Origin of the sequence: Flavobacterium pasteuri (assembly GCF_048286615.1) — a bacterium.
Lineage (GTDB): Bacteria > Bacteroidota > Bacteroidia > Flavobacteriales > Flavobacteriaceae > Flavobacterium.
This window is the reverse complement of the sequence record NZ_JBLVPN010000002.1, coordinates 284,660-308,101: the sequence shown is the minus strand read 5'-3', so window position 1 is coordinate 308,101 and position 23,442 is coordinate 284,660. Positions and strand designations below refer to the sequence as shown.

At 34.1% G+C, this 23,442-nt stretch carries 21 protein-coding genes and 1 tRNA gene; 17 read left to right on the top strand and 5 right to left on the bottom strand.

The window, feature by feature from the left end; all coding sequences use genetic code 11:
* Nucleotides 1-4: 4 nt before the first annotated feature.
* The 14 genes from ACNQF6_RS03995 (at nucleotide 5) to ACNQF6_RS03930 (ending at nucleotide 16,148) form a co-directional block, all read left to right on the top strand.
* Nucleotides 5-352, top strand: a complete 348-nt coding sequence (locus ACNQF6_RS03995; protein WP_099714439.1) for an FtsL-like putative cell division protein — start codon at nucleotides 5-7, stop codon at nucleotides 350-352.
* Entirely contained in the window at nucleotides 343-2,349 is a 2,007-nt protein-coding gene (locus ACNQF6_RS03990) for a penicillin-binding protein (protein WP_417963460.1), read from the top strand. The genes ACNQF6_RS03995 and ACNQF6_RS03990 overlap by 10 nt, the downstream gene beginning before the upstream one ends.
* On the top strand, nucleotides 2,346-3,809 hold the full coding sequence (locus ACNQF6_RS03985) for a UDP-N-acetylmuramoyl-L-alanyl-D-glutamate--2,6-diaminopimelate ligase (protein ID WP_417963456.1): 1,464 nt from the start codon (nucleotides 2,346-2,348) through the stop codon (nucleotides 3,807-3,809). Before ACNQF6_RS03990 ends, ACNQF6_RS03985 begins: the two co-directional genes overlap by 4 nt.
* A 6-nt stretch (nucleotides 3,810-3,815) precedes the next feature.
* A complete protein-coding gene (gene mraY / locus ACNQF6_RS03980) occupies nucleotides 3,816-5,045 on the top strand; it encodes a phospho-N-acetylmuramoyl-pentapeptide-transferase (protein WP_417963453.1) in 1,230 nt (409 codons plus the stop codon).
* 1 nt (nucleotide 5,046) lies between these two features.
* A complete protein-coding gene (gene murD / locus ACNQF6_RS03975) occupies nucleotides 5,047-6,378 on the top strand; it encodes a UDP-N-acetylmuramoyl-L-alanine--D-glutamate ligase (protein ID WP_417963451.1) in 1,332 nt (443 codons plus the stop codon).
* 72 nt (nucleotides 6,379-6,450) lie between these two features.
* Complete coding sequence (locus ACNQF6_RS03970) at nucleotides 6,451-7,737, top strand: FtsW/RodA/SpoVE family cell cycle protein (protein WP_417963448.1); 1,287 nt, start codon at nucleotides 6,451-6,453, stop codon at nucleotides 7,735-7,737.
* Between the two features lie 30 nt (nucleotides 7,738-7,767).
* On the top strand, nucleotides 7,768-8,856 hold the full coding sequence (gene murG / locus ACNQF6_RS03965) for an undecaprenyldiphospho-muramoylpentapeptide beta-N-acetylglucosaminyltransferase (protein ID WP_417963446.1): 1,089 nt from the start codon (nucleotides 7,768-7,770) through the stop codon (nucleotides 8,854-8,856).
* Between the two features lie 37 nt (nucleotides 8,857-8,893).
* Nucleotides 8,894-10,243, top strand: a complete 1,350-nt coding sequence (gene murC, locus ACNQF6_RS03960) for a UDP-N-acetylmuramate--L-alanine ligase (RefSeq protein ID WP_417963443.1) — start codon at nucleotides 8,894-8,896, stop codon at nucleotides 10,241-10,243.
* Complete coding sequence (locus ACNQF6_RS03955) at nucleotides 10,230-10,952, top strand: cell division protein FtsQ/DivIB (RefSeq protein ID WP_417963440.1); 723 nt, start codon at nucleotides 10,230-10,232, stop codon at nucleotides 10,950-10,952. The genes murC and ACNQF6_RS03955 overlap by 14 nt, the downstream gene beginning before the upstream one ends.
* 6 nt (nucleotides 10,953-10,958) lie before the next feature.
* On the top strand, nucleotides 10,959-12,344 hold the full coding sequence (ftsA, locus tag ACNQF6_RS03950) for a cell division protein FtsA (RefSeq protein ID WP_282742405.1): 1,386 nt from the start codon (nucleotides 10,959-10,961) through the stop codon (nucleotides 12,342-12,344).
* A 54-nt stretch (nucleotides 12,345-12,398) separates the two neighbouring features.
* Nucleotides 12,399-14,333, top strand: a complete 1,935-nt coding sequence (gene ftsZ / locus ACNQF6_RS03945; protein ID WP_417963438.1) for a cell division protein FtsZ — start codon at nucleotides 12,399-12,401, stop codon at nucleotides 14,331-14,333.
* A 335-nt stretch (nucleotides 14,334-14,668) separates the two neighbouring features.
* Nucleotides 14,669-15,118 (top strand): GatB/YqeY domain-containing protein, encoded by a 450-nt coding sequence (locus ACNQF6_RS03940; RefSeq protein WP_417963435.1) that lies wholly within the window; start codon nucleotides 14,669-14,671, stop codon nucleotides 15,116-15,118.
* A 71-nt stretch (nucleotides 15,119-15,189) separates the two neighbouring features.
* Nucleotides 15,190-15,263: transfer RNA gene (locus ACNQF6_RS03935), tRNA-Arg, on the top strand.
* A gap of 84 nt (nucleotides 15,264-15,347) precedes the next feature.
* On the top strand, nucleotides 15,348-16,148 hold the full coding sequence (locus ACNQF6_RS03930) for a zinc-dependent peptidase (protein WP_417963432.1): 801 nt from the start codon (nucleotides 15,348-15,350) through the stop codon (nucleotides 16,146-16,148).
* A gap of 35 nt (nucleotides 16,149-16,183) precedes the next feature.
* Here ACNQF6_RS03930 and rpe read toward each other — a convergent pair whose 3' ends face one another.
* The 5 genes from rpe to ACNQF6_RS03905 form a co-directional block, all read right to left on the bottom strand.
* Nucleotides 16,184-16,846: a ribulose-phosphate 3-epimerase gene (gene rpe / locus ACNQF6_RS03925; RefSeq protein WP_417963429.1), complete on the bottom strand. Its 663-nt coding sequence runs from the start codon at nucleotides 16,844-16,846 to the stop codon at nucleotides 16,184-16,186.
* Nucleotides 16,847-17,354: 508 nt separating this feature from the next.
* On the bottom strand, nucleotides 17,355-18,218 hold the full coding sequence (locus ACNQF6_RS03920) for a sigma-70 family RNA polymerase sigma factor (protein ID WP_007137700.1): 864 nt from the start codon (nucleotides 18,216-18,218) through the stop codon (nucleotides 17,355-17,357).
* Nucleotides 18,219-18,382: 164 nt separating this feature from the next.
* On the bottom strand, nucleotides 18,383-20,518 hold the full coding sequence (locus ACNQF6_RS03915; RefSeq protein ID WP_417963426.1) for a polyribonucleotide nucleotidyltransferase: 2,136 nt from the start codon (nucleotides 20,516-20,518) through the stop codon (nucleotides 18,383-18,385).
* A 150-nt stretch (nucleotides 20,519-20,668) separates the two neighbouring features.
* Complete coding sequence (gene rpsO, locus ACNQF6_RS03910; RefSeq protein ID WP_066079886.1) at nucleotides 20,669-20,935, bottom strand: 30S ribosomal protein S15; 267 nt, start codon at nucleotides 20,933-20,935, stop codon at nucleotides 20,669-20,671.
* A 131-nt stretch (nucleotides 20,936-21,066) separates the two neighbouring features.
* Nucleotides 21,067-21,534: a GAF domain-containing protein gene (locus ACNQF6_RS03905; RefSeq protein WP_417963424.1), complete on the bottom strand. Its 468-nt coding sequence runs from the start codon at nucleotides 21,532-21,534 to the stop codon at nucleotides 21,067-21,069.
* Nucleotides 21,535-21,609: 75 nt separating this feature from the next.
* Here ACNQF6_RS03905 and xrtF point away from each other — a divergent pair, with 75 nt between their 5' ends.
* From xrtF to ACNQF6_RS03890, 3 genes are all read left to right on the top strand, one after another.
* Nucleotides 21,610-22,158: an exosortase family protein XrtF gene (gene xrtF, locus ACNQF6_RS03900; RefSeq protein ID WP_417963422.1), complete on the top strand. Its 549-nt coding sequence runs from the start codon at nucleotides 21,610-21,612 to the stop codon at nucleotides 22,156-22,158.
* Complete coding sequence (locus ACNQF6_RS03895) at nucleotides 22,136-22,582, top strand: exosortase F system-associated membrane protein (RefSeq protein ID WP_417963420.1); 447 nt, start codon at nucleotides 22,136-22,138, stop codon at nucleotides 22,580-22,582. Before xrtF ends, ACNQF6_RS03895 begins: the two co-directional genes overlap by 23 nt.
* A 442-nt stretch (nucleotides 22,583-23,024) precedes the next feature.
* Entirely contained in the window at nucleotides 23,025-23,426 is a 402-nt protein-coding gene (locus ACNQF6_RS03890; protein WP_417963418.1) for an HYC_CC_PP family protein, read from the top strand.
* Nucleotides 23,427-23,442: the final 16 nt, after the last annotated feature.

Here is a 23,442-nt window from a genome sequence, read left to right as displayed (position 1 = left end):
AAAAATGAAAAACGGAGTTTACAGCCTATTGAAAGCGCGGTTTCTTATAAATGATGATGCGGTAAAAAACTGGCGGTTTATTGTTTTTGTAATTCTATTGGCGATTGTTATGATTGCTAATACACAGCGATTTGAGCAGAAAGTATTTAGGATTGCAGAGTTGACAAATCAGGTTAAAGAGTTGCGTTCAGAATTTGTGGACAGACGCTCAGAATTAATGAAATTAAAAATGGAATCGACTGTGTCTGAAAAAATGATAGCAAAAGAAATTTTTCCGTCAACAGTTCCTCCAATAAAAATAAAAGTTAAAAAAGAAGAAGAAAAAAGCTTTTTCAAAAAAATATGGCAGTAGAAGATAAATACATATCGTACAGAATTTATCTGGTTGCATTCGCTATCTTTTTGATGGCAATTGCTATTGCTGTAAAGTTGACAAATATTCAATGGGTCGAAGGTGATTATTATAGAAAATTAGCCAAGGAAAGAACCGTTAAGAATTTTGTGATTCCAGCAAATAAAGGAAATATTTATTCTGCCGACGGAAGTCTTTTGGCTACTTCTATTCCTAATTATGAAATACGTTTTGATGCTGTTGCTCCAAAAGCTGAAGCATTCGAAAAAAATGTTAAGTCATTGTCAGATTCATTGGCTTCAGTTTTAGGAAAACCATCTAATTTTTTTGAAAACGAATTAAGAAAAGCCAGGGCAAATAAGAACAGATATTATTTAGTTGCCCGTAAATTAAGTTATACCCAGTATTCTAAAATCAAAGGGTTTCCGTTGTTCAATTTGGGAGCTTACAAGGGTGGAATTATAATTGAACAAGAAACGGTAAGAGAGCACCCTATTGGTAAAATTGCTGAAAGAACCATTGGTTACGATAGAATTGACGAAAGTGGTCAATTAAAAAGAGTAGGAATAGAAGGTGCTTTTGGAAAATATCTAAACGGAAAAGACGGTAAAATTTTAAAACAAAAAATTGCAAAAGGACAATGGAAACCCATTCGTGATGTAAACGAAGTTGATCCGCGAGATGGATATGATGTAATTTCTACGATTGATGTTTACATTCAAGATATTGCGCATCATGCCTTGTTGAAACAATTGGAAGAATATGGTGCTGAACATGGTTGTGTGGTGGTTATGGAAACCAAAACAGGTCAGGTTAAAGCGATTTCTAATTTGGGAAGAGACGAAAAATCAGGTAATTATTATGAAACTATAAATTATGCTGTTGCTGAATCTCATGAACCAGGTTCTACCTTCAAATTGGTTGATATGATTGCGCTTTTGGATGATAATAAAGTCGATACATCTAAGGTTTACGATAGTCGTGGAGGTGTTATAACTTACAGAGGTGATAAAGTTCGTGATTCTCATGAAGGCGGATATGGAAAAATATCGCTTGGAAAAGGCTTTGAAGTTTCTTCCAATACTATTTTAGTTCAAGCTGTTGTAGAAAATTATAAAAATAATCCACAACAATTTATCGATAGAATAAATAAAATGGGTTTGAACAAACCTCTTGGATTACCATTTCAAGGAGAAGGAAAACCTATTGTTCATCAAACATCAGATAAAAATTGGAATCCTAATATTTTACCATGGATGGCTTTTGGGTATAGTGTTGCAATGACACCTTTGCAAACTTTGACTTTGTATAATGCTGTTGCAAATAACGGAGAAATGGTAAAACCACAATTCGTTTCAGAAATTAAAGAATGGAATAAAACCATCAAGAAATATGATAAACAAATTATCAATCCGAAGATTTGTTCTGATGGAACTATCAAAAAATTAAAAGCGCTTTTATCAAATGTGGTAAAAAGAGGAACAGGCGCAAAGCTATATTCTAAAGATTTTTCTATGGCAGGAAAAACAGGAACAGCGCAAGCTAATTATGGAAAAAATGGCGGAAATGACAAACATTATATTTCATCTTTCGTAGGGTTTTTTCCTGCTGAACATCCTAAATATTCTTGCATTGTTGTTGTTCATGCACCAAATACATCTATGAATAATTATTATGGAGCTGATGTTGCCGGACCAGTTTTCAAGAGAATTGCGCAAAAGATTTTCACAGATGCGCCTTCAACAAATGAGATTAAAAACCTAAATAGAAAGATTGCAAAACAAGAGAATAATTATGATTCTTACTTTGTAAAATCAGAGAAGAAATTGCAATTAATTCCTAATGTGAAAGGAATGTCTGGAATGGATGCGGTTGCTTTATTAGAGAATTTAGGTATAAAAGTAAAGGCTGTTGGAGTTGGTAAAGTGAAAAAACAATCACTTGCTGCGGGTCAGAATATTGTTAAAAATACAACTATACTATTGGAATTATCATGAGTATATTAAAAGATATATTGTATAAAGTAGCTATCGAAGCCGTAAAAGGTTCGACGGATATTACTATTAATAAAATGGATTTCGATTCTAGGAAAATCGGATCTAATGATGTTTTCGTGGCTATTCGTGGCTCCATTTCTGATGGTCACGATTTTATAGAAAAAGCAATTGAGCAGGGTGCTGTAGCGGTTATATGCGATACATTTCCGGTGAATATTGCTAAAGGAATTACTTATGTTCAGGTAAAAGACACGAATTCGGCCTTGGCATTTATGGCTGCAAATTATTTTGGAGATCCTTCACAAAACTTGAAATTAGTTGGGATTACAGGTACAAACGGTAAAACGACCATTGCCTCTTTGTTGTACCAATTATTCAAAAAAGCGGGTTATAAAGTTGGTTTACTTTCTACAGTAAAAATTTTAGTTGACGATGTTGAATATAAAGCGACTCACACGACTCCAGATTCACTTACTATAAATCATTATCTAGCTGAAATGGTTGAAAACGGGATTGAGTACTGTTTTATGGAAGTGAGTTCTCATGGGATTCATCAGAAAAGAACCGAAGCATTACATTTTGTTGGTGGTATTTTTACCAATTTGTCTCACGATCATTTGGATTACCATCCAACGTTTGCAGAATACAGAGATGTAAAAAAATCATTTTTTGATAATTTGCCTAAAACAGCTTTTGCATTGTCCAATATTGATGATAAAAATGGGCAAGTGATGTTGCAGAATACTGCAGCAAAAAAACTGACCTATGCCTTAAAATCATATGCCGATTATAAAGCACAAATTCTGGAAAATCAATTGTCAGGTTTGTTGTTGAAAATAAACGGAAATGAAGTTTGGGTGAAGCTGATAGGAACATTCAATGCCTATAATTTATTGGCTATTTATGGGACTGCGATAGAGCTAGGAATGGAAAGTTTAGAAGTACTTCGATTATTATCTGATTTAGAAAGTGTTTCGGGGCGTTTTCAATTTATTGTTTCTGCTTCAAATATTACAGCGATTGTAGATTATGCGCATACACCGGATGCATTAGAAAATGTACTAAAAACGATTTATGACATTCGTACCAAAAACGAACAACTAATTACGGTTGTAGGTTGTGGAGGAAATAGAGATAAAACCAAACGACCAATTATGGCTGGCATTGCATCTGATTTGAGTGATAAAGCAATTTTCACTTCAGATAATCCAAGAAATGAAGACCCGGAAGCAATTATTTCTGAAATGGAATTAGGCGTTGCTCCGCAGAATTATAAAAAAATGTTGACTATAACCGATAGGAAACAAGCCATAAAAACCGCATGTCAATTGGCTCAGCCTAATGATATTATTTTAATTGCCGGAAAAGGGCATGAGACATATCAGGAAATAAATGGTATCCGTCATGATTTTGACGATATGAAAATAGTTAAAGAAATATTAGACCAACTCCATAAATAGAAAAATATGCTGTATTACTTATTTGAATATTTAGATAAAATATTAGATGTTCCAGGAACAGGTGTTTTTCAATACATCACTTTTAGATCTGCTTTAGCATTGATGCTTTCTTTGTTATTGTCTACAATTTATGGAAAAAGAATCATACGCTTTTTGCAAAGACAACAAGTGGGGGAAACCGTTCGTGAACTTGGTTTAGCAGGTCAGAATGAAAAAGCAGGTACGCCAACAATGGGAGGCTTAATTATCATATTTGCCACTCTGGTTCCAGTTGTACTTTTTGCAAAACTGCATAATATTTACATTGTTTTATTGATTGTAACCACACTTTGGATGGGGACAATTGGTTTTATAGATGATTATATTAAAATTTTTAAGAAAGATAAAGAAGGTTTAAAAGGAATATTCAAAGTTGTAGGACAGGTAGGTCTTGGTTTAATAGTAGGAACTGTTCTTTATTTTAGTCCTAGTGTAACGGTTCGTACGGATACTTCTACATCAGATATTTTTAGAGTGCCAACAGAAGCCGTGATTTTACCTGCACCAGTTGAAGAAAAATCTACTGCTACGACAATTCCGTTCTTTAAAAATAATGAATTTGACTATGCTGAATTATTGGCTTGGACAGGTGAGGGATATGAAAAATGGGCTTGGTTGATTTTTATTCCGGTTGTAATTTTCATTATTACGGCAGTTTCTAACGGTGCTAATTTAACGGATGGTATTGATGGACTTGCCGCAGGGACTTCTGCTGTTTCAGTTCTGGCATTAGGAATATTTACGTTCGTTTCTGGGAATATAATTTTTTCCAATTATTTGAATATTATGTACATCCCTAATTCAGGGGAAATGACGGTTTTTATTGCTGCATTTGTGGGATCATTGATTGGATTTCTTTGGTACAATTCGTATCCGGCATCCGTTTTTATGGGTGATACAGGAAGTTTGACTATTGGTGGAATTATAGCTGTTTTGGCAATTGCCGTTCGAAAAGAAATGTTGATTCCTTTATTGTGCGGAATTTTCCTTGTCGAAAATCTATCGGTGGTTTTACAAGTAAGTTATTTTAAGTATACCAAGAAGCGCTTTGGCGAAGGCCGAAGAATTTTTCTAATGTCTCCTTTGCATCATCATTATCAGAAGAAAGGCTATCATGAAAGTAAAATAGTAACGCGTTTTTGGATTGTTGCCATAATGCTCGCCATACTGTCAATTGTTACTTTAAAATTAAGATAACATGAGGTTAGTAATCTTAGGTGGAGGAGAAAGTGGTGTAGGTACTGCTATTCTGGGCAAGAAAAAAGGATATGAAGTTTTTGTATCTGATTTTGGAAAGATAAAAGGGAATTACAAAGAGGTTCTTATCATTAATGGAATAGCTTGGGAAGAGGAAAATCATACCGAAGATTTGATTTTGAATGCTGATGTGGTCATGAAAAGCCCCGGAATTCCGGATAAATCTCCAATAGTAAAGAAGCTTATTGAAAAAGGAATTTCAGTATTGTCTGAAATTGAGTTCGCTGCACCTTTTACAGATGCAACCATAATAGGGATTACCGGTAGTAATGGAAAGACAACTACCACAATGCTTACCCATCATTTGCTCAAATCTGCAGGGTTAAATGTAGGATTGGGAGGGAATATTGGAAAGAGTTTTGCCTGGCAAGTAGCGGATAATAAATATGATTCTTATGTGTTGGAGTTGAGCAGTTTTCAATTGGACGGAATCTTGAATTTTAAGCCACATATTGCTATTATTACGAATATTAGTCCAGATCATTTAGATCGATACGATTACAAATATGAGAATTACATTGATGCAAAGTTTAGAATTACGATGAATCAAACCGAGGATGATTACCTCATTTACGATGCCGATGATGAAGCCATTACAGAATGGTTTAAGACACATACAACAAAAGCCAAATTAATTCCTTTTTCATTGACAAAAACTTTCAGCGAAGGAGCTTATATAAAAAACAACAAAATGGAAATTTCAATCAATCACGAAGAGTTTACAATGGACACAGAACATATTGCCTTAGAAGGAAAACATAACATGAAAAACGCAATGGCAGCAACCTCTGTGGCAAAATTGATGCAGATTAGAAAATCTACAATACGTGAAAGTTTATCTAATTTTCAGGGAGTGGAACACCGTCTTGAAAAAGTATTGAAAATTCAGAATGTACAATATATCAATGATTCAAAAGCAACTAATGTAAACGCCACTTTTTTTGCCTTAGACAGCATGAATTCACCTACAGTTTGGATTGTGGGAGGTGTTGATAAAGGAAATGATTACAATGAATTGATGTCATTAGTTCGTGAAAAAGTAAAAGCGATTATCTGTCTTGGTGTGGATAATAAAAAAATCATTGATGTTTTTGGTAACGTAGTCGATATAATGATTGAAGTCTCTACTATGAATGATGCTGTGAAAATGGCTCAAAGATTATCAGAAAAAGGCGATACGGTTTTATTGTCCCCTGCATGTGCCAGTTTCGATTTATTTGAAAACTACGAAGACAGAGGAAAACAATTCAAACAAGCAGTTAAGAATTTATAGGAATGTTTAATGTTTAACGTTTAAGGTTGAGAAACTTTAAACATTAAACACAAAACTTTAAACTAATAAGAAATGAAACAACTAGTCAACAATTTAAAAGGAGATAAAGGGATTTGGTCATTTGTGGCCTTATTGGCCTTGTTTTCATTTATGCCTGTTTTTAGTGCTAGTAGTAATTTGGCTTATATCGGACAAGGAAACGGAAATACATTAGGTTATTTGGTTAAACATATTGTGCATATCTGTATTGGTTTTACCATTATTTTTATGGTGCATAAAGTACCTTACCATTATTTCAAGGCTGTTTCCAAAGGAGCGTTGTATATTGTTTGGGTATTATTGGCCTACACATTAATTAAGGGAACAGTAATTGCTGGTGCCAATGCCAGTCGATGGATTCAGGTGCCGTTTATAGGGGTTACGTTTCAAACTTCAACATTGGCAGCAATGGTGTTGTTTATTTTTGTGGCCCGTTATTTGTCTAAAACCAGAGAAGTTCCTATTTCTTTTAAATCCTCAATTTGGGAGCTTTGGTTGCCGGTATTCATTACGTTGGCATTCATTCTTCCGGCCAATTTTTCTACTACGGCATTAATTTTCTCCATGGTGTTAATGTTGGTTTTTATTGGAAAATATCCGTTGCGTTATATTGGAATAGTTGTAGGGTCAGGAATAGTATTTCTTGCATTTTTTATTCTTGTGGCTAAAGCTTTTCCGGATGCTTTTCCTAATCGTGTCGATACTTGGATTAGTCGTATTGATAATTTTACCAGTGATAAACCCGATGAAGATGATTATCAAATAGAGAAGGCTAAAATTGCTATAGCTTCGGGAAAAATATATGGATTAGGTCCTGGAAAAAGTGTTCAAAAGAACTTTTTACCTCAATCTTCCTCCGATTTTATTTTTGCCATAATCGTTGAAGAATATGGACTTATAGGTGGTTTAGGAGTGTTGACATTATATTTATTATTGTTGTTTCGATTTGTAATAGCATCGCATAAAGCCAATTCACTGTTTGGTAAATTAGTAGTTGTGGGATTGGGATTTCCCATGATATTTCAAGCAATGGTTAATATGGCTGTCGCAGTTGAATTATTACCTGTTACAGGACAAACATTGCCTTTAATCAGTAGTGGAGGAAGTTCCATCTGGATGACTTGTTTTGCACTTGGGATCATCATTAGCGTTACGAAAAAAGAAGAAGAAATTGCCCAAGAAATGAAAGATACTGCCAAAAGAGAAGAAGCACTTCAAAAATTAATTGACAGGGAATTAGAGGAGGAAGAAGTTAAGGATGAGAATTATTCGATTGAAGATAAAGCTAAGAATCCAATGCATGCGGTTTTAAATAAATAAGTCGTTTTTGAAAATTAGAAATTAATAACAATGAAACAGTATAAATTCATATTAAGTGGTGGCGGAACGGGAGGGCATATCTATCCTGCAATTGCTATTGCAAATGAATTAAAAGCTCGTTTTCCTGATGCAGATTTTCTTTTTGTAGGTGCCAAAGACAAAATGGAAATGCAAAAAGTACCTCAGGCAGGGTATAATATAAAAGGACTTTGGATTTCAGGATTACAACGTAGACTGACATTTGACAATGCTCTTTTTCCAATTAAGTTGCTTTCAAGCTTATTAAAATCCAGAACAATAATCAAACAGTTCAAGCCAGATGTAGTTATTGGAACAGGTGGTTTTGCAAGTGGCCCGCTATTACAAGCAGCCACGATTGCAGGAATTCCAACAGTGATTCAAGAACAAAATTCCTTTCCGGGAATTACCAATAAACTGTTGAGTAAAAAGGCAAACAAAATTTGTGTTGCTTACGAAAATTTGGAACGCTTTTTCCCAAAAGAGAAAATGATTTTGACTGGAAATCCAGTGCGTCAGGATTTAATTGATATCGAAAGTAAAAGAGAAGAAGCGATTCAATATTTTAATTTAGATTCAAATAAAAAAACATTGTTGGTTCTTGGAGGAAGCCTTGGAGCCAGAAGGGTAAATCAATTAATCGAAAAAGAGTTAGCCAATATGCTTTCTCAAAATGTTCAGGTCATCTGGCAATGCGGAAAGTTGTATTTAGAAGATTATAAAAAATACAATTCAGCTAATGTTCAGGTAGTCGCTTTTATTGAAAGAATGGATTTTGTGTATGCTGCGGCAGATGTTGTCATTTCTCGTGCAGGTGCATCATCCGTTTCGGAGTTGTGTATTGTGGGGAAACCAGTAATTTTTATTCCGTCCCCAAATGTTGCCGAAGATCATCAAACTAAAAATGCACAAGCCATAGTCGATAAAAAAGGTGCTTTGATGTTGAAAGAATTCGAACTTGATTCACAATTCGGCCTTGTTTTTGAAGTCTTACTGAAAGATCAAGGAAAGCAAAATCAGCTGAGTGAAAATATAAAATTATTGGCTATGCCAGAAGCAACAAAACAAATTGTTGATGAAATTGTAAAGCTAATTAGATAGAAATAAAAAAGATAATATACCAAAGACTCAAAATAAAATGAACTTAAATCAAATACATAACGTCTATTTTATCGGAATCGGAGGCATTGGGATGAGTAATTTGGCTCGTTATTTCAAGAATCTGGACAAGAATGTCTCAGGTTATGACAAAACACCATCGGCTCTTACTAATGAATTAATAGAAAGTGGAATTTCAATTCATTTTGAAGACAGCATTGATGCGATTCCTAAAGATTTTTACATAGAAAATACTTTGGTGATTATTACGCCGGCTGTTCCTAAGACGCATTCAGAGTGGAATTATTTCTTGGAAAGAGATTTTCAAGTTAAGAAAAGAGCAGAGGTTTTAGGAATAATTACAAAAGACACTTTTTGTTTTGCAGTTGCCGGAACACATGGAAAAACAACGACATCAGGAATTTTAGGGCATATTTTGAACGAAAGTGGTGCCGATGTTACTGCTTTTATTGGAGGAATTGTTGAGAATTATAATTCGAATTTAATAGGAAGTGGAAAAACAGTAACTGTTGTTGAAGCCGATGAATTTGATCGTTCATTCCTGCATTTACATCCCAATATTGCCTGCATAACTTCTATGGATGCGGATCATTTGGATATTTACGGAACCAGTGAAGCGATTGAAGAATCTTTCCTTGAATTTGCTTCCAAAATAGAAGATAAGAGCAATCTTTTTATAACAAAAGAATTACCAATAGAAGGTGTAACCTGTGCTGTAAACGAAGATGCGGTTTTCAAAGCTTGTAACGTTAGAATAGGAAATGGCAGCTATGTTTTTGATGTACAAACGCCTACAGAAGTAATTAAAGATTTACATTTTGGTTTACCGGGAAGACATAATTTAATGAATGCATTAATGGCTATCGCAATGGCAAAATTATTCGGCACCCCAACCGATGCCATTGCAAAAGCGATTACTTCATTTAAGGGAATAAAAAGAAGATTTTCGTATCAGATTAAAACAGAAGCCAAGGTTTATATTGATGATTATGCACATCATCCAACGGAGATAAATGCAGTGTATCAGGCGGTTCGAGAATTGTATCCAAACCAAAAAGTTTTGGCAGTTTTTCAACCCCATTTGTTTAGTAGAACGAGAGATTTTGCTGATGATTTTGCCAAAAGTTTATCGGCTTTTGATGATATAATTTTACTGGATATTTATCCGGCCCGTGAATTGCCTATGGAAGGAATAAACTCACAATGGCTGATGGATAAAATGACCAATAGTAATAAAAAAATAGTAGCTAAAGACAATTTGATTGCCACAATTTTAGCAAGTGATGCAGCTATTATTGTAACAATTGGAGCAGGAGATATTGGAGAATTAGTACCATCAATTAAAAAAGCGATAAATGAAACTCTTTAATTGGACAAATATTCGATTAGTACTGATGTTTGTGTTGGTAATTTTTCTGTTTTCGTTTACGTCAAATCGTAATGAAAATAGAAAATTGACTAAATCGGTTGTTGTTTTTGTAGGAGATAACGCTCCTTTTGTAAAGCAAGAAACGGTTAATAAATTGTTAATAGAAAATAAAAAAGATGCATCAAGCATTCAAAAAGTTAATTTAGATTTGAATAAACTGGAAACAACTCTCGATGCACAAGAAATGATTGAAAAATCAGATGTATTTGTGAGTATTGATGGTGTGTTAAAAGCAGTGGTGAAACAAAAAACTCCTATTGCTAGAGTTTTTGACAATAACGGTTCTTTTTATATTGATTACGAAGGAAATAGAATGCCATTGTCAACTAATTTTACAGCGAGAGTTCCACTTGTTTCAGGGGGAATAAATAAAAAAAATAACGAAGATTTATCCGATTTATTTCGCTTAATCTATGACGATGCGTTTTTGAAAAAAAACATCATCGGAATTCAAATTATGCCTAATGGAAGCTTAAAAATGCTCAATAGAAATTTTGAATATCAAATTGATTTTGGTAGAATGATAAATGTCGAGCGTAAATTCAGGAATTATAAAGCTTTTTTTCAAAAAGCGGTTTTAGATAGTTCGTTGTATAAATATAAAAAGATTGACCTCCGATTTACGGAACAAGTAGTTTGCACTAAATAATAGATAATGGAAAAAGAGAATATTGCAGTAGGTCTAGATATTGGGACAACTAAAATAGTTGCCATGATAGGCAAGAAGAATGAGTATGGGAAACTAGAAATTTTAGGTGTAGGTAAATCTAAAAGTTTAGGTGTGGCTAGAGGAGTTGTAAATAACATCACTCAGACCATACAATCAATACAGCAAGCGATTCAAGAAGCCGAAAATAATTCAGGCTATAAAATAAAAGACGTAGTAGTAGGAATTGCGGGACAACACATCCGTAGTATTCAACATACAGATTACATCAGCAGAAGCAATCCCGAAGAAGTAATTGGCGGGAATGATATTCAGCTTTTGATTGACCAAGTAAATAAATTGGCAATGTTACCTGGCGAAGAAATTATACATGTTTTGCCACAGGAATTTAAAATTGACGGACAATCAGAAATCAAAGAGCCTATAGGAATGTATGGTGGAAGATTAGAGTCTAGTTTTCATGTTGTAGTAGGGCAAGCTTCATCGATTCGTAATGTAGGTAGATGTATTCAAAGTTCAGGAATAGAATTGTCAGGCTTGACATTAGAACCATTGGCTTCGGCTGATGCCGTTTTGAGTCAGGAAGAAAAAGAAGCCGGAGTTGCATTGATTGATATTGGTGGTGGAACAACAGACTTGGCTATTTTCAAAGATGGTATTATTCGTCACACAGCGGTAATTCCTTTTGGAGGAAATGTAATTACTGATGATATCAAAGAAGGATGTTCTATTATTGAAAAACAGGCTGAATTATTGAAAGTGAAATTTGGATCAGCTTGGCCAGGAGAAAATAAAGACAACGAGATTGTTTCTATTCCAGGATTAAGAGGTAGAGAGCCAAAAGAGATTTCTTTGAAAAATTTATCTAAAATAATTCATGCTCGTGTTGTGGAAATTGTGGATCAAGTATTCACGGAAGTGAAAGCTTACGGACACGAAGATCCTCGTAAAAAATTAATTGCAGGAATAGTACTTACTGGTGGTGGTGCACAATTGAAACACATCAAACAGTTAGTGGAATATATTACTGGGATGGATACTAGAATTGGATATCCAAACGAACATTTAGCTGGAAATTCAGATGAGGAAATTTCAAGTCCTTTGTATGCAACTGCAGTTGGATTAGTAATGAAAAGCATTGAGAATAAAACACAAAGCGCTGTAAGACTGGATGTTATAGAACAACCTAAAGCTACGGTTTACAGACAGCCAGTTGTTCAAAATCCGGTAGTGAATGAAGTTCTTGAGAAAGAGGAAGAAGAAGAGGATCAAAACTCAAATGAGAAAGATAATTCTACCGTAAACAGGATACAAAGAAATTTCTTTGACCGTTATGTGGATAAGATTAAGGATTTCTTAGATAATGCAGAATAGGGCAGTGCCCAGAAAAACACAATAATTAATAATAAATATCAAAAACCAAATAAAATGATGAGCAACTCAGAATTTGGAAGTATTTCATTTGATTTACCAAAGAACCAATCAAATGTAATAAAAGTTATTGGTGTAGGTGGAGGCGGAAGTAACGCTATAAATCACATGTTTAAACAAGGAATTAAAGGCGTAGACTTTATCGTATGTAATACGGATTCTCAAGCCTTACAGAGCAGTTCTGTGCCTAATAAAATTCAGTTAGGAGTGCATTTGACTGAAGGACTAGGTGCTGGAGCTAACCCAGATGTAGGACAGCAATCCGCTATTGAAAGTATTTCCGAGATTGAAAAAATGTTGGATAGAAATACTAAAATGGTATTCATCACTGCCGGAATGGGTGGTGGAACTGGAACTGGAGCTGCACCTGTAATTGCACAATTGGCTAAAGAAAGAGACATTCTTACTGTAGGAATTGTGACATTGCCTTTCTTATTTGAAGGGAAAGTACGTCAGGAACAAGCCTTAATTGGTATTGAAAAATTACGTAAGCAAGTCGACTCGTTAATTGTAATCAATAATAATAAATTAAGAGAAGTATATGGGAATCTTGGTTTCAAAGCTGGATTTTCAAAAGCGGATGAAGTTTTGGCAACAGCCTCAAGAGGTATAGCCGAAGTAATTACGCATCACTATACTCAAAATATCGATTTAAGAGATGCTAAAACAGTATTGTATAACAGCGGAACGGCTATTATGGGATCATCTGTTTCTTCTGGTGAAAATAGAGCTAAGGAAGCAATTGTTGCTGCATTAGATTCTCCGTTGTTAAATGATAATAAAATTACTGGTGCCAAAAACGTATTGTTGCTTATCGTTTCTGGAACTAATGAAATTACAATTGACGAAATTGGAGAAATCAATGATCATATTCAAGTTGAAGCTGGTCATAATGCAAATATTATCATGGGGGTTGGTGAAGACGAATCGCTAGGAGATGCTATTGCAGTTACCATTATCGCTACAGGTTTTGACATTGAACAACAAAACGAAATTGTAAATACTGAGCCAAAAAAAATTATACACACATTAGAGGATGAACAAAGAAGTGTTCATAATCTAAGTAATAAAACGGTAGCAGCTTTTGATTTAAATACAGAATCTCCAGCTTCTAACTCAAACGAAAGAATAGTTTTTGATTTATTAGAAGATACTGTTGTTGCTCCTGAGCCAGTTGTAGCGGCGCCAGCTATCAATAAAGAAGAATTGATGGTAATGTCTGAATTTATTAAAAATTTAGACGTGACTTTCGAAATTGTTTCTCCTATTACTGACATTGATTTTACAATTTCATCTCCAGTAGCAGAAGTAAAAGCAGTACAGCCAAAAGTTATCGAAAGACAAGAACAAACTACTTTCTCATTTGATTTACCACTTTTCAAAGCAGAACCGGTAGCGCAAGTTGAAGAAAGCAAAGTAATGTTTGAATTGACGAATGAAACTCGTGATATCAAAGTAAACGAAGCGGTTCAATTTGTTCCCGTAACAGAATTGACTGATAATGGAATTATCAAATATTCTCTTGAAGAGTATATGGAGCCAGAGCACGATTTCATGGCGAAACCAGTTGCTAAAACTCCGGAAGTTGTTGTTCCTGCTGAATTAAACATCACCATGAAACAAGTAGATACATCAGTAAATACACCTGTTGACTTTGATGCTGTTTCTCCAATGGAAATGACCATCGAGGAATCATTGCGAATGAGAGCTGATGAAAGAAGAAAAAAATTAAAAGAATTCAATTATAAGTTTCATAATAATGTTTCTAAAATTGATGAATACGAAAAAGAACCGGCTTATAAAAGATTGGGGATAGATATTTCAAACAATCAAGCCAATAATACAAATTCGAGAATTTCTGTGGGAACAGACAGCAACAACGATCTACAGTTGCGTTCTAACAACTCGTATTTACATGACAACGTAGATTAACTGACTCAAACCAAAATGAGGTAGCCCGAAAATTCATTTAATTTTCGGGTTATTTTTTTTCGTTTCGAGCAACAAAGCAATCTATTGCTAATTACAGTAAATTTCTTTAATTTTGTCGGGCCTTAATCCAGCTGTCGTTTCAAGCTTTTTGTCAAAAATGTTTTTTTCTACGCACTTAAAAGAGCTTCTAAAGTCGCTTTTTAAGTACATGAAAAAATACATTTTCTCCTAAAAGGCTTTCTACTCCATCTGGGGCAAAAAAAAATTGTTCCCATAATTAGCATTTTACAATCGATTAAACAAATAATCGATTAACTAAATTAACAATAAAGGATATGAGTTTATCAGTACAAATCATGGACGAAATGAAAACCGCCATGAGAGCCAAAGATATAGTTGCATTAGAAGCTTTAAGAGCAATTAAATCTGAAATCCTATTAGCGCAAACAGCATCAGGATCTAAGGAAGAAATAACAGAAGATGACGAAGTTAAATTACTTCAGCGATTGGTAAAAACCCGAAAGGAAAGTGCTAGAATTTTTACAGAGCAAAACCGTTTGGATTTAGCTGAACCAGAATTGGCTCAAATTGCAGTAATAGAAAAATTCTTACCGGCACAATTAAGTGAAGCTGAAGTAGAAGCAGTGATTGCAAAAATTATTGCAGAAACTGGTGCAGCAGGAATTGCTTCAATGGGAAAAGTGATGGGATTAGCAGCAGCTCAATTAGGTGGTACAGCCGAAGGAAAAACTATTTCTACAATAGTAAAAAAATTATTGACATAAATTTTATGATTCAAGATTAACGATTTTAGTTCATAAATCTAAAATCGTTAATCAGTAATCTAAAATCAAATGGCTGCGTAGTTCAACTGGATAGAATATCAGATTTCGACTCTGAGGGTTGCAGGTTCGAACCCTGTCGCGGCCACAAATACAAATTGAAATGCTTCAAAAAGTCAAGTTTTCTTGAAATTCTTTTGAAGCATTTTTCATTTTAAAATAGTTGTAGAATATGTCATTACAAATTTTCATTTTGGTGCTTTTTGGAACATTATTTCTCCTTATTTTAATTTTTAGAGTAGTGGAGCCAGCTTATATTTTACTGTTTAATAAACCAATTTATATTCACTGGTATCCTTTTTCTAAAAAATTAGAACCAAGTCAACGTCAGATTTTAGTAAATGATTTTCCGTTTTATAATAGGCTTTCTTCAAAGAGGAAAGTGTATTTTGAGCATCGAATAAATGAGTTTGTTGCTAAATATGAATTTATAGGAAAGGAAACTGTTGTTACAGAACAGATGAGAATGCTCATTGCGGGAACATATGTGATGTTAAGTTTTGGGATGAGAAATTATCTTGTTAGTTTGTTCAATAAAATAATAATTTATCCTTCCAGTTACTTTTCTACCGTGAACGAAACGTATCATAAAGGAGAATTTAATCCTAGAATGAAAGCGGTCGTTTTTTCGTGGGAAGATTTTTTATTGGGTCATTTAACCTCAAATGATAATATTAATCTGGGTTTACATGAGTTTTCTCATGTGTTGCATTTTCATTGCCTAAGAAGTAATGATTCAAGTGCGATTATCTTTTTTGATGAATTCAATGAAGTCGTAAAATATTACAGCGATCCAGTTTTAAATAACGAGTTGACTCGAACAGATTATTTTAGATTGTATGCTTATGAAAATCAATTCGAATTTTTATCGGTTATCTTGGAGCATTTTTATGAGACTCCCCATGTTTTCAAAAAGGAACATCCGGAATTATATGCTCATATTTCAAGAATGATTAATTTTAAAGAAGAATAGTTGGAATAAAAAATGGCGCTTAAAGCGCCATTTTTTTAGAAGTTTGTTAGCTTCTTTAAATCTTGTATCGTTTGCGTTGGGTTTTCTGCTTTGAAAACAAAGCTTCCGGCTACGAGAACATCTGCACCGGCTTCCACTAATCGTTTTGCGTTTTTATTGGTTACACCACCATCAACTTCAATGATAGTAGTTGCGCCTTTTTTAGTGATTAGAGCTTTTAGCTTTTCAATTTTAGCATACGTATTTTCTATAAACGATTGTCCTCCAAAACCTGGATTCACACTCATAATACAAACTAAATCAATGTCATTGATTACATCTTCCAGTAAGTCAATATTAGTGTGTGGATTGATAGCAACTCCAGCTTTCATTCCTTCCGCTTTGATAGCTTGTAGCGTTCTGTGAAGGTGCGTGCAAGCTTCATAGTGTACACTTAGAACATTTGCTCCTAACTCAGCAAAAGTTTTAATGTAACGGTCAGGATCAATAATCATCAAGTGAACGTCAATTGTTTTTTTTGCATGTCGGTTAATGGCTTCCAGAACTGGCATTCCATAAGAAATGTTTGGAACAAAAACGCCATCCATAATATCAATATGAAACCAATCAGCTTCACTGTTATTAATCATTTCGATGTCGCGTTGCAGGTTTCCAAAATCGGCAGCAAGCACTGATGGTGCAATAAGTGTATTCTTCATTGTGTAGTTGTTATGTAGAGATGAACTGCAGTACATCTTTACAGTTTGTGTTGTTTGTGCAAAAGTAGTTTTTTTAGACCAATTGCAGAAATTTTTTTAGAAGGGACAACTCGCGAGTTGTCCATACATTGCGCGTAAGGGATAGAGGCGGTATCCTCGTAGCCTAGCGGAGAGATAAAGCCGAAAGCCCGACCCGAAGTTTTTACGGAGGGTTACGCCATATTAGTGAAAAGTGAAAAGTGAAAGCAATTCCGATTTAAAAAATAAAACTCTGGACTCGAGACTGAAAGCCGAACAGAGCGAAGCTAAACCCGAGCATTTATGCGAACAGACTGGAGTTTTGTTTGACAAAAAAAAATAAAACTCCGGTAATCAGCCGGAGTTTCAATCATCAATCAAAAAACGAACAGTTAATCAGACCGTCGTTACTTATTAGTCGAAAGCTGAAAGTCAAAAATCATACTGTTGTTGGACGATATGATTTTTGACTTTGTAGCATTTGACTGTATTACCCTAAATACGTTTTTAGTATTTTACTTCTTGAAGTGTGTTTTAATCTACGGATTGCTTTTTCCTTGATTTGACGCACACGCTCACGAGTTAAGTCGAAAGTTTCTCCAATTTCCTCTAATGTCATTGGGTGTTGGTCACCAAGACCAAAGTATAAACGAACTACATCGGCCTCTCTTGGAGTTAATGTTTCTAATGAACGCTCTATTTCGGTACGCAATGATTCGTGGATTAATTCTCTGTCTGGATTAGGAGATTCACCTGAACGTAAAACGTCATAAAGGTTAGAATCTTCTCCTTCTACAAGAGGCGCATCCATTGATAAGTGACGACCAGAGTTTTTCATAGACTCTTTTACGTCATTTACGGTCATGTCAAGTTCTTTTGCAATTTCCTCAGCAGATGGTGGGCGCTCGTTAGATTGCTCTAATAAAGCGTACATTTTGTTGATTTTGTTGATAGAACCAATTTTGTTCAAAGGCAAACGAACGATACGAGATTGTTCCGCTAATGCTTGTAAGATAGATTGACGAATCCACCAAACGGCATACGAGATGAATTTGAAACCACGTGTTTCATCAAAACGTTGTGCTGCTTTTATCAATCCTAAATTTCCTTCGTTAATCAAATCGGGAAGTGTTAATCCTTGATTTTGATATTGTTTTGCTACCGAAACCACGAAACGTAAATTGGCTTTTGTTAATTTCTCTAATGCTTTCTGGTCACCGGCTTTAATCTTTTGTGCTAATTCTACCTCTTCGTCAGCGGTAATAAGGTCAACTTTTCCAATTTCTTGTAAATACTTGTCTAATGAAGCAGTTTCACGATTGGTTACCTGCTTGGTGATTTTTAGTTGTCTCATGTTTTTTTGTCTCCTCAATTTTTAAGTGTACAAATGATTATACGTATGGAGTTACTAAAAAGTTACAATAGTTTCTAAAATAATTTAATTTAAAGCAAAAATTCCGTTTCAAATACATGAAACGGAATTTTTTATAAATAAACCTTTAGTAAACTAAGAATTGATTACTCTTTTTTCTCCTCACGTGGAGGTCTTGGCATTAAGGCTTTTCTAGATACTTTCTCTTTACGAGTTTTAGGATCTAAACCTAAATATTTAATCATGAACACATCACCCATGTTTACTACATCGGCAACATTTTCTGTTCTTTCCCAAGCCAATTCAGAAACGTGAAGTAATACTTCATTTCCTGGAGCGTCAAGGTACTCCACAACTGCACCAAAATCTAGCATTTTGATTACTTTTACTTCGTAAGCTTCTCCCATTTGTGGTTTGAAAGTGATTGACTTAATTTTAGCCAATACTGCCTCAATTCCAGCAGGATCCGTCCCTAAGATTTCGATAACTCCTTGCTCATCTACTTCGTTGATTACGATAGTTGTTCCAGTAGCTTTTTGTAATTCTTGAATTACTTTTCCACCAGGTCCAATCAAAGCACCAATAAAGTTACCAGGAATTGTTCTTGTAATTATTTTTGGAGCATATGCTTTAACATCCGCTTTTGGCTCAGCTAAAGTTTCGATTAATTTTCCAAGAATATGTAAACGACCGTCACGAGCTTGTGCCAATGCTGCTTCCATAATCTCATATTTCAAACCGTCTATTTTGATGTCCATTTGGCAAGCTGTAATTCCTACTGAAGTTCCAGTTACTTTAAAGTCCATATCTCCTAAGTGATCTTCATCACCAAGAATATCAGACAATACAGCAAAACGTTCTCCATCAGTAATTAATCCCATTGCTATTCCAGATACTGGACGAATCATTTGAATACCAGCATCCATTAATGATAATGTTCCAGCACAAACTGTAGCCATAGAAGACGAACCGTTAGATTCTAATACTTCAGAAACGACACGAATTGTATAAGGACAATCAGCAGGAATCATGTTCTTTAATGCTCTTTGTGCTAAGTTTCCGTGACCTACTTCTCTTCTTGAAGTTCCTCTTAATGGACGAGCTTCACCAGTTGAGAAAGGAGGGAAGTTATAATGCAAGTAGAATTTCTCTTCACCTTGTTCTGATGGAGAGTCAATTTGGTTTGCTTCTCTAGATGTTCCTAAAGTTGCCGTTGCCAAAGCTTGAGTTTCCCCACGTGTAAACAATGCTGATCCGTGTACCGATGGTAAATAATCTACTTCACACCAGATTGGTCTGATTTCTGTAGTTTTTCTTCCGTCTAAACGCGTTCCTAAATCTAGGGTTACGTTACGAACTGCTTCTTTGTTTGTTTTGTAAAAATATTTAGAAACTAAATCGCCATTTTCTGCCAATTCTTCTTCTGTAAATAATGCTTTTACTTCTTCTTTTACTTCTGCAAATGAAGCAGTACGTTCTTGTTTTGAAGAGCCTTTACTTGCAATAGCATAAATTTTATCGTAAGATGCTGCTTTTACTTTAGCATAAATAGCCTCATCTTCTTTTTCTCCTTCGTAAGTACGAACTTCTTTTTTTCCAAAAGCAGCTTGCAAACGTAGTTGAGCAGCAATTTGATTTTTAATGTGTTCGTGTGCAAATTTAATTGCTTCTAACATTTCTGCTTCTGAAATTTCTTTCATTTCACCCTCTACCATCGCGATAGAATCCATAGAAGCTCCAATCATCATATCTATATCAGATAATGCTAATTGTGCGCGACTTGGATTGATGACGAATTTACCATCAATTCTTCCAACTCTAGCTTCAGAAATTAAAGTTTCGAAAGGGATGTCAGATAAAGCTAATGCTGCTGAAGCGGCTAAACCTGCTAAAGCATCTGGCATCACATCTTCATCATAAGACATTAATTGAATCATCACTTGAACTTCAGCGTGATAATCATCTGGGAAAAGTGGACGCAAGACACGGTCTACTAAACGCATTGTTAACACTTCGTTGTCGCTTGGACGCGCTTCTCTTTTGAAGAAACCACCAGGAAAACGTCCTGCTGCAGCAAATTTTTCACGATAATCTACCGTAAGTGGTAAAAAGTCGATACCTGGACTTGCTTTTCTTGAAGATACAACTGTTCCTAAAATAACAGTTTTACCTATTCTTACTACTACAGATCCATCCGCTTGTTTGGCTAAACGACCTGTCTCGATTGTGATGTTTCTTCCATCACCTAAATCGATACTTTCTACAAATAATTGTGGAATCATAAATTTAATTTATTAGTTAAACATGGGTTCTAGTTGTGTTGTAGTTGTTGTTGTGCGTAGTTAATGCCTAAAACCCAATGAAAAACCAAACTTTTTTTATTATTGTATATAAAAACAAAAAGAGGCACTTTCGCACCTCTTTTATATTGATTATTTTCTGATATTCAATACTTTGATAATTTCACGGTATCTGTTGATTTCTGTTTTCTTCAAGTAATCCAACAAAGATCTTCTTTTACCTACAAGTAGTACTAATGAACGCTCTGTGTTATAATCGTGACGATTTTTTTTCAAGTGCTCAGTTAAGTGGCTAATTCTGAAAGTGAACAAAGCAATTTGTGCTTCTGATTTTCCAGTGTTTGTTTTTTCTCCGTGTTTAGCGAAGATTTCTTCTTTAATCTCTTTAGTTAAATACATTCCAATATTTGTTTAATGATTTTTATGTATGCCCTACATCTATTGTAAGACGGGTGCAAAAGTAAAAAATAATTATGACACGAACAAAATAAAGCTTTCTTTATTTTGTGAACTGGCGAAGGAATTATGAATTATTTTAAATCAATATATAACTTCGCAATTTCTTGATTAACAAATTCCAAGAATTTTTCATCATCTTCAGTAAAAGGATCTAAGACATGACTGTCAATATCAATTTGTCCTATATTTTCTCCATTTACAAAAAGTGGTACTACTATTTCTGATTTAACGGTAAAACTACATGCAATATAATTGTCTTGTGCTGCAACGTCTGGAACGACAAAGTTTTCATTAGAAACTGCCACTTGTCCGCAAATTCCTTTTCCAAAAGGGATTACAGTATGATCTGTTTCTGCTCCAACATACGGTCCTAAATGCAATGTTTTAGATTCATGATTAGCAAAATAAAATCCAACCCAATTATAATAATCAACGGAGTTACTCAGAAACTCACAAACAGCTAAAAGTTTTTCGTCTCTTGACAGCGTTGTATTTAAAGTGATTTCGGTTACTTTTGGTTGTAATTCTTGAAATGTCATATTTTTAAATTTTATTTATGCAAAAGTATTTAAAGCCAGTTTCAAAAATTACATAAATTTGTTAAAAAATAGATTTTGAAAAAATATTTTATTCTCTACAAGCCTTTTTTGCTTTTTTTGGCAACCTTTTTTTTGACTTACATTGTGTTGACTTTTTTGTACCAGCGCTATCTTATTGGTTTTGAAAAAAATAAAATAGATGCTATTACGCGAATTGTGAGTAAAAATACGGAGCAAGTGTTGCAAGTGTTCAATAGCGGATCTTCAATTGAGGAAAGTGATGGGCACCCTTATATGAAGTTATTTTATAATCAGAAATACGTTGCCCGAATTGTTGAAGGCTGTAATGCGATTAGTGTAATTATTTTGTTCATTTCATTTGTGGTTGCTTTTTCAGGAAAACTAAAAACGACACTGTTTTTTATTTTTGGCGGAAGCCTGCTTATTTATGTGTTGAATGTTTTGAGAATAGCGACTTTAAGTGCACTTATTTTTTATTTCCCAAAACAAGAACCGTTTTTACACGGAGTCCTTTTTCCTTTGTATATTTATGGTGTAGTTTTTATGTTGTGGTTAATTTGGGTTCGTAAATTTTCAAGATATGCTTCAAAAGATATTAAATAACAAATTGAGGTTCGTACAATTTCTTTTTTTAGTTGTATTATTAGTCCTTGTTCGCGCTTTTGAAAATCAGTTGTTCTATGATCCTTTTCTTGATTTCTTCAAAAAAGATTTTACCAAGTTAAGATTGCCAAGTTTCGATTTAACCCAATTATTTTTAGGACTATTGTTTCGTTATACATTGAATACAATTGTTTCATTGGGGATTATTTGTATCCTTTTCAAAGATCTCGCGATGGTTAAATTTGCTCTCGTGTTGTATTGCTTTTTTTTTGTGATTCTAATTGTTGCTTTTTTCTACATAATCTACTTCTCGAATGAAAATAGTAATTGGGTTTTATTTTACGTTCGCAGGTTTTTGATTCAGCCTATTTTCGTCCTATTATTTGTTCCGGGATTTTATTATCAAAAACAAAATCAGTTATAATCTCTACCCGTTAGGTGTATTTCAATTTGTTTATTTTTTAAACCACATAGAAACATAGATATTTAAATTTTGAAGGGGCTTACTTTTTTAGAGAAAACCAGAGCTATGTGAAACTAAGAATTTGGCCATCCGACTTTTTTTCTTTGTTTCTATGTGATTCTTTTTTTTATTTAAGACTAATTGAAATTTTTATTAATTACACCCAACGAGTTAATCTTACATTATTTTTATTTTAGTTATTTTTATATAATTAATAGTTTTTAATGTAGCAATACCTCCGAAAAGGCTGTGTGAGCTTAATTTGGAAAGTAGCGGATAGACTAATAGGTCTGAATTTAATTAATTAGTGTATTCGCATATTTTTTTGACGAAACAAGAGTGTGATTTATAAATTTTCAATAATTTGATTTTTTTGATGTGATAAAATCACTAATTTTGTAAGGTGAATTTCAACAAACATATAAGTACACTTGTGGCTTTTTTCGTATTGGTTTCCAATGTGGGATTAGCATTTAATGTTCGTTATTGTGGAAGTGAGATTACTTCGGTAACTCTTAAAACGCCAGTTCAGGACCAAAAATTAGAAAAATATTGTTGTGGGATTGTTGAAAAAGAATCACATTGTTGCAAAGACAAAGAGGTTAAATTTCAAAAGAAGACAGATGATTTAATTCAAAAAACAGTCTCTTTTCATCCCGATTTTATATTTCAAATGAATGAATGGAATCCTTCTGTGTTTTCATTTGTTTCAAATTTTAAAAATAGTCCATTTCTTTCGTATTACTGCGATGCAAATGCGCCTCCTTTTTTTAAATTATACCACCAATATATTTTCTACGCGTAATTTTAATGTTTCTATA